11 protein-coding genes are annotated in these 12,046 nt (G+C 50.1%); all 11 read left to right on the top strand.

What is annotated here, in order from left to right; translation table 11 throughout:
• The first annotated feature begins 2 nt into the window (after window positions 1-2).
• The 11 genes from wzxC to AOY23_RS15695 all read left to right on the top strand — a co-directional run bounded on the left by wzxC (window position 3) and on the right by AOY23_RS15695 (window position 11,992).
• Window positions 3-1,481, top strand: coding sequence for a colanic acid undecaprenyl disphosphate flippase WzxC (gene wzxC, locus AOY23_RS15645; protein WP_054180277.1), 1,479 nt, complete (start codon window positions 3-5; stop codon window positions 1,479-1,481).
• Between the two features lie 26 nt (window positions 1,482-1,507).
• The gene (wcaK, locus tag AOY23_RS15650) at window positions 1,508-2,788 is read left to right on the top strand and encodes a colanic acid biosynthesis pyruvyl transferase WcaK (RefSeq protein ID WP_054180278.1); all 1,281 of its coding nucleotides are present in this window, start codon (window positions 1,508-1,510) and stop codon (window positions 2,786-2,788) included.
• Window positions 2,785-4,005: a colanic acid biosynthesis glycosyltransferase WcaL gene (gene wcaL, locus AOY23_RS15655; protein WP_054180279.1), complete on the top strand. Its 1,221-nt coding sequence runs from the start codon at window positions 2,785-2,787 to the stop codon at window positions 4,003-4,005. The genes wcaK and wcaL overlap by 4 nt, the downstream gene beginning before the upstream one ends.
• Window positions 4,006-4,047: 42 nt before the next feature.
• Window positions 4,048-5,457, top strand: coding sequence for a colanic acid biosynthesis protein WcaM (gene wcaM, locus AOY23_RS15660; RefSeq protein WP_054180280.1), 1,410 nt, complete (start codon window positions 4,048-4,050; stop codon window positions 5,455-5,457).
• 177 nt (window positions 5,458-5,634) lie between these two features.
• Window positions 5,635-6,630 (top strand): NAD-dependent epimerase/dehydratase family protein, encoded by a 996-nt coding sequence (locus tag AOY23_RS15665; protein WP_054180281.1) that lies wholly within the window; start codon window positions 5,635-5,637, stop codon window positions 6,628-6,630.
• 210 nt (window positions 6,631-6,840) lie between these two features.
• Window positions 6,841-7,734, top strand: coding sequence for a UTP--glucose-1-phosphate uridylyltransferase GalF (galF, locus tag AOY23_RS15670; RefSeq protein WP_054180282.1), 894 nt, complete (start codon window positions 6,841-6,843; stop codon window positions 7,732-7,734).
• Between the two features lie 388 nt (window positions 7,735-8,122).
• Window positions 8,123-9,208 carry a dTDP-glucose 4,6-dehydratase gene (rfbB, locus tag AOY23_RS15675; RefSeq protein ID WP_054180283.1) on the top strand — a complete coding sequence of 362 codons (1,086 nt, stop codon included), beginning with the start codon at window positions 8,123-8,125 and terminating at the stop codon, window positions 9,206-9,208.
• The gene (gene rfbD, locus AOY23_RS15680; RefSeq protein WP_054180284.1) at window positions 9,208-10,107 is read left to right on the top strand and encodes a dTDP-4-dehydrorhamnose reductase; all 900 of its coding nucleotides are present in this window, start codon (window positions 9,208-9,210) and stop codon (window positions 10,105-10,107) included. The genes rfbB and rfbD overlap by 1 nt, the downstream gene beginning before the upstream one ends.
• A 52-nt stretch (window positions 10,108-10,159) precedes the next feature.
• The gene (rfbA, locus tag AOY23_RS15685; RefSeq protein WP_054180285.1) at window positions 10,160-11,038 is read left to right on the top strand and encodes a glucose-1-phosphate thymidylyltransferase RfbA; all 879 of its coding nucleotides are present in this window, start codon (window positions 10,160-10,162) and stop codon (window positions 11,036-11,038) included.
• A gap of 3 nt (window positions 11,039-11,041) precedes the next feature.
• Complete coding sequence (gene rfbC / locus AOY23_RS15690) at window positions 11,042-11,590, top strand: dTDP-4-dehydrorhamnose 3,5-epimerase (RefSeq protein ID WP_054180286.1); 549 nt, start codon at window positions 11,042-11,044, stop codon at window positions 11,588-11,590.
• Between the two features lie 3 nt (window positions 11,591-11,593).
• Window positions 11,594-11,992 (top strand): sugar 3,4-ketoisomerase, encoded by a 399-nt coding sequence (locus AOY23_RS15695; RefSeq protein WP_054180287.1) that lies wholly within the window; start codon window positions 11,594-11,596, stop codon window positions 11,990-11,992.
• The last annotated feature ends 54 nt before the right edge of the window (window positions 11,993-12,046 follow it).

Genomic DNA, 12,046 nt, shown 5'->3' on the forward strand with positions numbered 1-12,046 from the left:
GCATGAGCCTGAGAGAAAGAACCATCAGCGGCGCGAAATGGTCGGCGATGGCGACGATCGTCATTATCGGCCTCGGCCTGGTGCAGATGACCGTGCTGGCACGGATCATCGATAACCACCAGTTTGGTCTGCTGACGGTGTCGCTGGTGATCATCGCGCTGGCCGATACGCTGTCGGATTTTGGCATTGCCAACTCCATTATCCAGCGCAAAGAGATCAGCCATCTGGAGCTCACTACGCTGTACTGGCTGAACGTCGGGCTGGGGATTGTGGTGTTCGTTGCTGTCTTTTTGCTGAGCGACCTGATCGCTGATGTGTTGAATAACCCGGATCTCGCGCCGCTGATGCGTACGCTGTCGTTCGCGTTTGTCGTCATTCCTCACGGGCAGCAGTTCCGCGCACTGATGCAAAAAGAGCTGGAGTTCAACAAAATCGGCATGATCGAAACCTCTGCCGTGCTGGCGGGGTTTACCTTTACGGTCATCAGCGCGCACTTCTGGCCGGTGGCGATGACCGCCATTCTGGGATACCTGGTCAACAGTGCGGTACGTACGCTGCTGTTTGGCTGGTTCGGTCGCAAGATTTATCGCCCCGGACTGCATTTTTCGCTGGCGTCGGTCTCTTCCAACCTGCGCTTTGGCGCCTGGCTGACGGCGGACAGCATCATCAATTACGTCAATACCAACCTCTCCACACTGGTGCTGGCGCGTATTCTCGGCGCCAGCGTGGCGGGCGGTTATAACCTGGCTTACAACGTGGCTGTGGTACCGCCAATGAAGCTCAACCCGATCATCACCCGCGTGCTGTTCCCGGCGTTCGCCAAAATTCAGGATGACACCGAAAAACTGCGCGTGAACTTTTACAAGCTGCTGTCGGTGGTGGGCATTATCAATTTTCCGGCGCTGCTGGGGCTGATGGTGGTCAGCAACAATTTTGTGCCGCTGGTGTTTGGCGAGAAGTGGGCGGGCATCATCCCCATTCTGCAACTGTTGTGCATCGTCGGGCTGCTGCGCTCAGTGGGGAACCCGATTGGCTCGCTGCTGATGGCCAAGGCGCGCGTCGATATCAGCTTCAAATTCAACGTTTTTAAAACGTTTCTGTTCATTCCCGCCATCATCATTGGCGGCCACCTTGCCGGGGCACTGGGCGTGACGCTCGGTTTCCTGCTGGTGCAAATCATCAATACCGTGCTCAGCTATTTCGTGATGATCAAACCGGTGCTTGGTTCAAGCTACCGCGAGTACATCCTGAGTCTGTGGTTACCGTTTTATCTCTCGCTCCCGACACTGGTGGTCAGTTACGCGCTGGGCATTCTGCTCAATGGTCACTTGCCGCTATCGCTGCTGCTGGCGGTGCAGATTGGCGCCGGGGCGCTGGCGTTCCTGGTGATGATAGTGCTGTCGCGTAATGCGCTGGTGGTGGAGATGAAACGCCAGTTGTGCCGCAACGAAAAAATGAAAACTCTGCTGCGCGCAGGGTGAAAAGAACCCCCTTTTCAGAGGTCACTATGAAGTTATTGATTCTTGGCAACCATACCTGCGGCAACCGTGGTGATAGCGCCATTCTTCGTGGGTTGCTCGACGCGATTAACACCCTTGAGCCTGATGCGGACGTGGATGTGATGAGCCGCTATCCGGTGAGTTCGTCCTGGCTACTCGACCGCCCGGTGATGGGCGATCCGCTCTATTCGCAGATGAAGCAGCACAACAACGCCGCGGGCGTGATGGGGCGGGTGAAAAAAATGCTTCGCCGCCGCTACCAGCATCAGGTGTTGCTCTCGCGGGTGACCGACAGCGGCAAGCTGCGCAATATCGCCATCGCCCAGGGGTTTACCGATTTTGTCCGTCTGCTGTCCGGCTACGATGCCATCATTCAGGTGGGCGGCTCGTTTTTCGTTGATCTCTATGGCGTGCCGCAGTTCGAGCACGCGCTCTGTACGTTCATGGCGAAAAAGCCGCTGTATATGATCGGCCACAGCGTCGGGCCGTTCCAGCAGCCGCAGTTTAACCAACTGGCGAACTATGTTTTTGGTCATTGCGATGCGCTGATCCTGCGGGAATCCGTCAGCCTCAACATGATGAAGCGCAGCGACATCGACACGTCAAAAGTCGAGCAGGGCGTCGATACCGCGTGGCTGGTGGATCACCACGAGGCGGATTTTGTCGCCAGTTACGCGGTGCAGCACTGGCTGCAGGTGATTGCGCAGAAGAAAACGGTCGCCGTGACGCTGCGCGAACTGGCGCCGTTCGATAAACGCCTCGGTACCACGCAGGAAGCGTATGAAAAAGCGTTTGCTGAGGTGGTGAACCGCATTATTGACGATGGATATCAGGTGGTGGCGCTGTCGACCTGCACCGGTATCGACAGCTACAACAAAGACGACCGCATGGTGGCGCTGAACCTGCGCAAATACCTGCGCGATCCGTCGCAATACCATGTGGTGATGGACGAGCTGAACGATCTGGAGATGGGGAAAATCCTCGGCGCCAGCGAGCTGACTGTCGGGACGCGTCTGCATTCGGCGATTATTTCGATGAACTTCGGCACGCCTGCCATCGCGATTAACTATGAGCACAAATCGGCGGGCATCATGCAGCAACTGGGCATGCCGGAAATGGCGGTGGATATTCGTCACCTGCTGGACGGCAGCCTGGGGGCGATGGTCGGCGATACGCTCGGTCAGCTTCCGGCAATCAACGAACGTCTGGCGCAGGCAGTGACCGCCGAACGCGCGGCGGGCCTGGACATGGTGCAATCGGTACTGGCGCGAATCGGGGAGGTGAAATGAAGGTCGGGTTCTTCTTACTGAAATTTCCGCTCTCGTCGGAGACCTTCGTCCTCAACCAGATCGTGGCGTTTATCGAGATGGGGTATGAGGTGGAGATTGTCGCGCTGCAAAAGGGCGACCTGACCAATACGCATGCGGCTTACAGCAAATATCAGCTGGCAGAGAAAACCCGCTGGCTGCTGGATGAGCCGGAGGGCCGGGCAGCAAAGCTGAAGTACCGGGCGCTGCATACCGCACGAGGTCTGACGCGACCGGCAACCTGGAAAGCGCTTAACGTCCGGCAATACGGTGACGAGGCGCGTAACCTGATCCTCTCCGCCATTTGCGGCATGATGCCGGAACCGGTCCGCGCAGATGTGTTTATCGCCCACTTTGGCCCGGCGGGTGTGACTGCCGCCAAACTGCGCGAACTGGGAGTGATTCAGGGCAAAATCGCTACGGTCTTCCACGGTATCGATATTTCCAGCCGCGAGGTGCTCAACCACTACACACCGGAATATCAGCAGTTATTTCGTCGCGGCGACCTGATGCTGCCGATAAGCGATCTCTGGTCGCACCGCCTGCAGACCATGGGCTGCCCGGCGCAAAAAATCGCCGTCTCGCGCATGGGTGTGGATATGGACCGCTTTGCGCTGCGTCCGCTCAAAACCCCCGGCGATACCCTGCAGATTATCTCCGTCGCCCGTCTGACCGAGAAAAAAGGGCTGCATGTGGCGATCGAAGCCTGCCGCCAGTTGAAAGAGCAGGGGGTGAATTTCCACTATCGCATTCTGGGCATCGGCCCGTGGGAGCGCCGCCTGCGGACGCTGATCGAGCAGTATCAACTGGAAGATGTCGTTGAGATGCCGGGCTTTAAGCCGAGCCATGAGGTCAAAGCGATGCTCGATGAAGCAGATGTGTTCCTGCTGCCGTCCGTGACCGGCGCCGATGGCGATATGGAAGGGATCCCTGTTGCACTGATGGAAGCGATGGCGGTGGGCATTCCGGTGGTTTCAACGATTCACAGCGGCATTCCTGAGCTGATCGACGCCAATGAGTCCGGCTGGCTGGTGCCGGAAAACGATGCCAGCGCGCTGGCTGAACGTCTGCGCGATTTTTGTGCCATCGACCCTGATGCGCTGCAACCGGTAGTGCAACGCGCCCGCCAGAAGGTCGAAACCGATTTTAATCAGCAGGTGATTAACCAACAGCTGGCGAGCCTGCTGTACGCGCTTTAAACCCGGCCCGCCAGGCGGGCTGGTGTATATCAGAGAGGAATTATGCCTGACAACAGACTCACACTCTCCCGCCGTCGTTTTCTCTCGGCAGGCTCCGCCCTTGCCGCTCTCCCGTTACTTCATGCTCCTGCCGCACGTGCCATTGGTGGTCGTGCGTCCGCGGATATCCGCGACTACCTGTCCGGTAATGACTGGATCCGTGCCTTCCGGGATGCATTTGCCGCCGTGGATGTGGTCGATGTCCCGGCCGGTGTGGTGTGCGACAACATCAACACCGGCATCATCATGCCGCCCGGCAAAACGTTACAGGTGCAGGGATCGCTAAAAGGCAACGGGCGAGGGCGCTTTGCCCTGCAGGACGGCTGCAAAATCATCGGCAAAGACGGCGGAAGCCTCTACAACATCGCCCTAGATGTGCGTGGCTCTGACTGTACGATTCAGGGACTCGCGATGAGCGGCTACGGCCCGGTGATGCAGATCTACATTGGCGGCAAAAAGCCTGCGGTGATGCGCAACCTGATAATCGATAACCTGACCGTAACCAAAGCCAATTACGCCATTCTGCGACAGGGGTTTCACAACCAGATGGACGGCGTAAAAATTACCAACTGCCGTTTCAGCGACCTGCAGGGCGATGCTATCGAATGGAACGTCGCGATTAATGATAAGAACATCCTTATTTCCGATCATGTCATCGATAACATCAACTGCACTAACGGTAAAATCAACTGGGGCATCGGGATTGGTCTTGCCGGTAGCACCTACGACAATACTTACCCGGAACACCAGGCAGTAAAAAACTTCGTCGTCGCCAATATTACCGGCAGCAACTGCCGCCAGCTGGTGCATGTTGAAAATGGCAAACACTTTATTATCCGTAATGTGAAAGCGAAAAATATTCTGCCGTCGTTCAGTAAACAGGCAGGCATCGATAATGCCACGGTGGCAATTTATGGTTGTGACAATTTCGCGATTGATAATGTCGATATGGTCAACAGCGCCGGAATGCTAATTGGCTATGGCGTCATTAAAGGAAATTATCTTTCAATTCCGCAGAATTTTCGCCTGAATAATATCCAGATGGATAACAGCCAGCTGGCATATAAGGTTCGTGGTATCCAGATCTCCTCCGGAAATGCCCGGTCATTCGTCTCCATTACCAACCTGGATATGAAGCGCGCGTCACTGGAGCTGCACAATAAACCGCAGCATATCTTTATGCGCAATATCAACGTGATGCAGGACGCCTCGCGCGGCCCGGCGCTGAAGATCAATTTCGACATGCGCAAAGACGTGCGCGGCAAATTCATGGCGCGCCAGGACACGCTGCTGTCGCTGGCAAACATTACTGCGGTTAACGAAAAAGGGCAGCGCTCCGTGGATATCGACCGGGTGGATCAGCATGTGGTGAATGTCGAGAGGTTGAATTTTGCACTGCCTGGGAAACGTTAAGCTCTCTCAATAGCTGAAGATGTGTGCAATATACGTTTTCTTTTTGTTGCTGGATATCATCAGTCAAAAGATTATAATTGCATGATCTGCAGATCTATTGCGACTCACAGGTGATAGTGGCTTCTCAGGGAAGGTACTTATCTTTCAATTACGTTGTATCAAACTAAATAAGTGACTATGAACGATAAAGTCTGTTTTGTTGGTGCCTCAGGGTTTGTAGGAACCAGATTGATCGGGATTACAAAAGATGAATTTTCGATCAAAAATTTCGATAAACAACAAAGCCACTTCTTTCCGGAAATCACTGAAATTGGTGATGTTCGTAAGCCTGAAAGTCTGGATGCCGCATTGGCGGGGTTTGACACCGTTGTTCTGCTTGCTGCGGAGCATCGTGATGATGTGAGCCCCACCTCGCTTTACTATGATGTAAATGTGCAGGGGACACGCAACGTCCTGGCAGCAATGGACAAAAACGGCGTTAAAAATATCATTTTCACCAGTTCTGTCGCTGTTTATGGACTCAATAAAACAAACCCCGATGAAAGCCATCCGCATGATCCGTTCAACCATTATGGCAAAAGCAAATGGCAGGCGGAAGAGGTCTTGCGCGAGTGGTTCAACCAGGCTCCGGAAGAGCGCTCCTTAACCATTCTCCGTCCTACCGTCATTTTCGGCGAACGTAATCGCGGAAATGTCTATAATTTACTCAAACAGATTGCGGGCGGTAAGTTTGCTATGGTTGGTGCTGGTACTAACTATAAATCAATGGCTTACGTTGGCAATATAGTCGAGTTTATAAAATATAAAATGCAAAACGTCAAAACGGGCTGCGAGGTTTATAATTACGTTGATAAACCCGATCTCAACATGAATCAGCTTGTTTCTGAGGTGGAAAAAAGCCTCAACAAAAAAATCCCTTCAGTGCATTTGCCCTATCCTCTGGGCATGTTGGGGGGGTACTGTTTTGACGTGCTGAGCAAAATAACGGGCAAGAAATATGCGATAAGCTCAGTACGTGTGAAGAAATTCTGTGCGACGACGCAGTTCGATGCCACCAAAGTGCATAGCTGTGGTTTCGTGGCGCCGTATAGTCTCTCTCAGGGACTGGATCGTACATTACAGTACGAATTTGTTCATGATAAGAAAGACGACATCACGTTTGTGACCGAGTAACAGACTGCGAAAAGTCGGAAACCCCTGCCGGTTCGCCGGATTGTGGGCAAGTTTCCGATTTCTCTGAATCAAAATCGTCGGCTTATGGAGTGTAGTAACAGGATTCGTTTTCCAGATGCTTTTGAGTTATCAAGGGATTAGCGAAGTAAAAACTGGCTATCACACAGTGAAAGTCTATACTTCATCAACCGTTTACAGGTGGACGATATAATGACGAATTTAAAAGCAGTAATTCCGGTAGCGGGCCTGGGTATGCATATGCTGCCAGCCACCAAAGCTATTCCTAAAGAGATGCTACCGATCGTTGACAAGCCGATGATTCAATACATCGTTGACGAGATAGTTGCTGCGGGGATCAAAGAAATCGTTCTGGTCACTCACGCTTCCAAGAATGCGGTTGAGAACCACTTCGACACCTCTTACGAACTTGAATCACTGCTCGAGCAGCGCGTTAAGCGCCAGTTGCTCGCTGAAGTACAATCTATCTGCCCGCCGGGCGTGACGATCATGAACGTTCGCCAAGGGCAACAACTGGGTTTGGGGCACTCTATTCTGTGCGCGCACCCGGTTGTCGGTAACAACCCTTTTGTTGTTGTGCTTCCGGACATCATCATTGATGAAGCCACCGCTGACCCGCTGCGCTATAACCTGGCGGCGATGGTTGCCCGCTTTGAAGAAACTGGTCGTAGCCAGGTACTGGCGAAACATATGCCGAGAGACCTCAACGAATATTCGGTTATTCAAACCAAAGAGCCGCTGGAAATTGAAGGTAAAGTCAGCCGCATCATTGAGTTTGTTGAAAAACCAGATGAACCGCATACCCTGGATTCCGACCTGATGGCTGTGGGCCGCTATGTTCTCACCGCAGATATTTGGGCCGAACTGGAGCGCACTGAGCCAGGTGCCTGGGGACGTATTCAGTTGACAGATGCTATTGCTGAGCTAGGGAAAAAACAGCCTGTCGATGCGATGCTGATGACGGGGCAGTCTTACGATTGCGGTAAGAAACTGGGTTACATGCAGGCGTTCGTTCAGTATGGGCTTCGCAATCTCAAAGAAGGGGCGAAGTTCCGCAAGAGCATTGAGAAGTTGCTGGCTGAGTGAGCGAGACCAGACATTAACAGGAAATGTTGATGGAAAACCAAACGGCAGAGGAAGTATGGCGAGCTAGAGCAAACCATAATGACCGCTGCCGTTTTTGCTTTTGAAACAATGGATTAGTTTGGGTATCATCGATTTACCTAAGGTAAATGAGCCGGGATCCCTATTGTTTTGAGTTTGGTTTAAGCACACAATAATCGCTTCGGTTAGCTGGCGGCTTTGCACAAACGAAGGGATGAGTAATACCTGAGCAGAAAAAATGGATTTGTGTGCAGTGCGCTGGTAGCTGTTGAGCCAGGGGCGGTAGCGTGCATATTTTCAGAAATCTACATAATAATTATGTATTGTCAGCGTTAACATTTCGACCAAATTATTAACTGGAATAGACGGCGTGAAAATTCTTATTACAGGTGGAGCCGGATTTATCGGTTCCGCGGTTGTACGTCATATAATTAAGAATACCCTGGATGAAGTGGTCAATGTCGATAAATTGACCTATGCAGGCAATCTGGAATCACTTGCTGAAATTAACGATAGTGATCGTTACGTATTCGAGCATGCGGATATTTGCGATAAAACTGCTATGGATCGCATATTTGCGACTCATAAACCAGATGCGGTGATGCATCTTGCAGCGGAAAGTCATGTAGATCGCTCCATAACTGGCCCTGCGGCGTTCATCGAAACGAACATCGTGGGAACGTATACGCTGCTTGAGTCGGCTCGTGCTTACTGGTCTTCCCTGGATGAAAACGAAAAATCTGCGTTTCGCTTTCACCATATTTCCACGGATGAAGTGTATGGCGATTTGCCCCATCCGGATGAAGTCACTCAGGGTATTGAATTGCCTCTATTCACAGAAACCACGGCTTATGCGCCAAGCAGCCCTTACTCAGCGTCAAAAGCCTCCAGCGACCATCTGGTTCGCGCCTGGCTGCGTACCTATGGCCTGCCGACAATTGTGACTAACTGTTCTAATAATTATGGCCCGTATCATTTTCCTGAGAAGCTGATCCCGCTGGTGATCCTCAATGCGCTGGAAGGAAATCCACTGCCGATTTACGGCAAAGGTGACCAGATTCGTGACTGGCTGTATGTCGAAGATCATGCTCGCGCGTTATACACCGTAGTCACAAAAGGCAAGCCGGGTGAAACTTACAATATTGGCGGGCATAACGAGAAGAAAAATCTCGATGTTGTGCATACCATTTGCGATTTATTAGATGAAATCGTCCCGAAAGAGACCTCATACCGCGATCGGATAACCTATGTTACCGATCGCCCAGGACATGACCGCCGCTATGCCATTGATGCGCATAAAATTGGCGTGGAATTAGGCTGGAAACCGGAAGAGACGTTCGAAAGCGGTATTCGTAAAACGGTTGAATGGTACCTGGCTAACCAGGAATGGGTTAATAATGTAAAAAGCGGGGCTTACAAAAGCTGGATTGAGCAGAATTACGGAGAACGTAAATAATGAATATCCTGCTATTTGGTAAGACTGGGCAGGTAGGTTGGGAGTTACAGCGTGCTCTCGCTCCGCTCGGAAGGCTTATTGCACTGGATGTTAACTCAACAGATTATTGTGGTGATTTCAGTAATCCTGAAGGGATAGTAGAAACTATCCGCGCTATCAAACCTGACGTGATTGTTAATGCCGCAGCGCACACCGCGGTAGATAAAGCAGAATCAGAGCCAGAATTTGCTCAGTTGCTTAATGCTACCAGCGTGGAAGCTATTGCCGTAGAAGCTGCGAAACTCGGTGCCTGGGTTGTTCATTACTCGACAGACTATGTTTTTCCGGGGAATGGAGAAACGCCATGGAAAGAAACTGATGAGACTGCACCGCTGAACGTCTATGGTCAAACGAAACTCGATGGAGAGAAGGCTGTACAGAAACATTGCCCGAAACATCTCATCTTCCGCACGAGTTGGGTTTATGCCGGCAAGGGTAATAACTTTGCTAAGACCATGTTGCGCCTGGCGAAAGAACGTACAGAATTATCAGTAATTAATGATCAGGTAGGCGCACCTACAGGTGCGGAGTTGTTGGCCGACTGTACTGCACATGCAATTCGTACTGCGATGGTAAAACCTGAAGTAGCAGGTCTCTATCACCTTGTGGCATCAGACACAACAACCTGGTATGACTATGCTGCCTTTGTGTTTGCAGAAGCAAAAAATGCAGGCATTGAGTTGGCAATTCAAAAATTGAATGCAGTCCCAACAGAATCGTATCCGACACCAGCTCAGCGTCCGCATAATTCGCGTTTAAATACTGATAAATTTCAACGCAACTTTGGGCTGGTTTTACCATCTTGGGAAACGGGTGTTAAAAGAATGCTCGCCGAGCTGTTTATAGCACACTCAATTTAACTATTCTTATTAATGCCCGGAGACGGGCATTTCCGATTTTAGAGAAAAAGAAATGACGACGCGTAAAGGTATTATTCTGGCAGGCGGTTCGGGAACGCGGTTGTACCCTGTAACTATGGCGGTGAGCAAACAGCTTTTACCCATTTACGACAAGCCAATGATTTATTACCCGCTTTCGACGCTGATGCTTGCGGGTATCAGAGATATTCTAATCATCAGTACACCGCAAGATACGCCGCGTTTTGAGCAATTGCTGGGTGATGGAAGCCAGTGGGGCCTGAACTTGCAATACAAAGTGCAGCCAAGCCCGGATGGGTTGGCACAGGCTTTTATTATCGGTGAAGAGTTTATCGGTAAGGATAACTGTGCACTGGTACTTGGCGATAATATATTTTACGGCCATGATTTGCCGAAACAACTTGAAGCGGCAGTAACAAAAGGCGACGGTGCGACAGTATTTGCATACCACGTCAATGATCCGGAACGATATGGAGTCGTTGAGTTTGATAAAGCAGGAACAGCTATCAGTCTGGAAGAAAAGCCGCTGGAGCCGAAAAGTAACTATGCGGTAACGGGCCTGTATTTCTATGACAATGATGTTGTTGCAATGGCGAAAAGTCTTAAGCCATCTGCGCGTGGCGAACTAGAGATTACTGATATTAACCGTCTTTACCTCGAACAAGGACGACTGTCAGTTGCGATGATGGGCCGTGGATATGCCTGGTTGGACACCGGGACTCACCAGAGTCTGATTGAAGCCAGTAATTTTATTGCCACCATTGAAGAACGTCAGGGGCTGAAAGTGTCTTGCCCGGAAGAGATTGCATTCCGCAAAGGTTTTGTTAATGCGGAACAGGTTAAGAAATTGGCTGAACCTCTGAAAAAGAATGCTTACGGTCAATATTTACTGAAAATGATTAAAGGTTATTAAGCAATGAAGGTTATTGAAACCGATATCCCTGAGGTGTTGATTTTCGAACCAAATGTATTTGGTGATGATAGGGGGTTTTTCTTTGAAAGTTTTAATCAGGCAGAGTTTGAACGAGTCATTGGCCGTAGCGTTAATTTTGTACAAGATAATCATTCTTGCTCATCGGTTGGGGTGTTACGTGGTCTGCATTATCAATTGCCACCAAGTGCTCAGGCGAAATTAATCAGATGTGTTGCCGGAGCATTATATGACATCGCTGTTGATATTCGCGAAAACTCACCTAATTTTGGCCAATGGGTTGGCGCAAAACTTTCGGCCAAGAATAAGAAACAAATTTGGATCCCTGAAGGGTTTGCTCATGGGTTTATTGCTCTCGAAGAGGGTACGGAAATTTTATATAAAACTAATAATTACTATTCAAAAAACGATGAAAGAGCGATTCGTTGGGATGATGAACAGCTTGCCATAGAATGGCCGATTAAGCCGACGATTGTTTCTGATAAAGATAAGCAGGCATATTCATTCGGCGATGCACAACTTTTCAGGAAATAAAATATGGATTTAAAAATTATACCGTTACAAGCCCATGGGGATGATAGAGGATCACTTATCGCCCTGGAGGAAGAGCATAATATTCCTTTCGAAATAAAGCGAGTATATTACATGTTTAATACTAAGGAGGGAGTAAGGCGAGGTTTTCATGCGCATAAAAAATTGAAACAAGTTGCCATCGCTGTTAGGGGATCTTGTCGATTTGTATTAGACGATGGCAAAGAAAAGGTCGAGATTTTGCTCGATAATCCTGCCCAAGGATTATTAATAGATTCATGCGTTTGGCGTGAAATGTATGATTTCAGTGATGATTGTGTACTGATGGTTCTAGCCGATTCACATTATGATGAAAATGATTATATACGTGACTATGATCAGTTTCTGAAAGAAATTAAAAGCTAAACTTATTGATACTGAAAACAAGTCATTAACAAAATTATATTGAAAACAAAATTA

Source organism: Trabulsiella odontotermitis, assembly GCF_001297775.1.
Lineage (GTDB): Bacteria > Pseudomonadota > Gammaproteobacteria > Enterobacterales > Enterobacteriaceae > Trabulsiella > Trabulsiella odontotermitis.

Coding starts and splice junctions, on each gene's coding strand:
- AOY23_RS15665 (WP_054180281.1), top strand. CDS start 5,635: ATGAACGATAAAGTCTGTTTTGTTGGTGCCTCAGGGTTTGTAGGAACC.
- wzxC (WP_054180277.1), top strand. CDS start 3: ATGAGCCTGAGAGAAAGAACCATCAGCGGCGCGAAATGGTCGGCGATG.
- wcaL (WP_054180279.1), top strand. CDS start 2,785: ATGAAGGTCGGGTTCTTCTTACTGAAATTTCCGCTCTCGTCGGAGACC.
- wcaM (WP_054180280.1), top strand. CDS start 4,048: ATGCCTGACAACAGACTCACACTCTCCCGCCGTCGTTTTCTCTCGGCA.
- wcaK (WP_054180278.1), top strand. CDS start 1,508: ATGAAGTTATTGATTCTTGGCAACCATACCTGCGGCAACCGTGGTGAT.
- galF (WP_054180282.1), top strand. CDS start 6,841: ATGACGAATTTAAAAGCAGTAATTCCGGTAGCGGGCCTGGGTATGCAT.
- rfbA (WP_054180285.1), top strand. CDS start 10,160: ATGACGACGCGTAAAGGTATTATTCTGGCAGGCGGTTCGGGAACGCGG.
- rfbC (WP_054180286.1), top strand. CDS start 11,042: ATGAAGGTTATTGAAACCGATATCCCTGAGGTGTTGATTTTCGAACCA.
- rfbD (WP_054180284.1), top strand. CDS start 9,208: ATGAATATCCTGCTATTTGGTAAGACTGGGCAGGTAGGTTGGGAGTTA.
- AOY23_RS15695 (WP_054180287.1), top strand. CDS start 11,594: ATGGATTTAAAAATTATACCGTTACAAGCCCATGGGGATGATAGAGGA.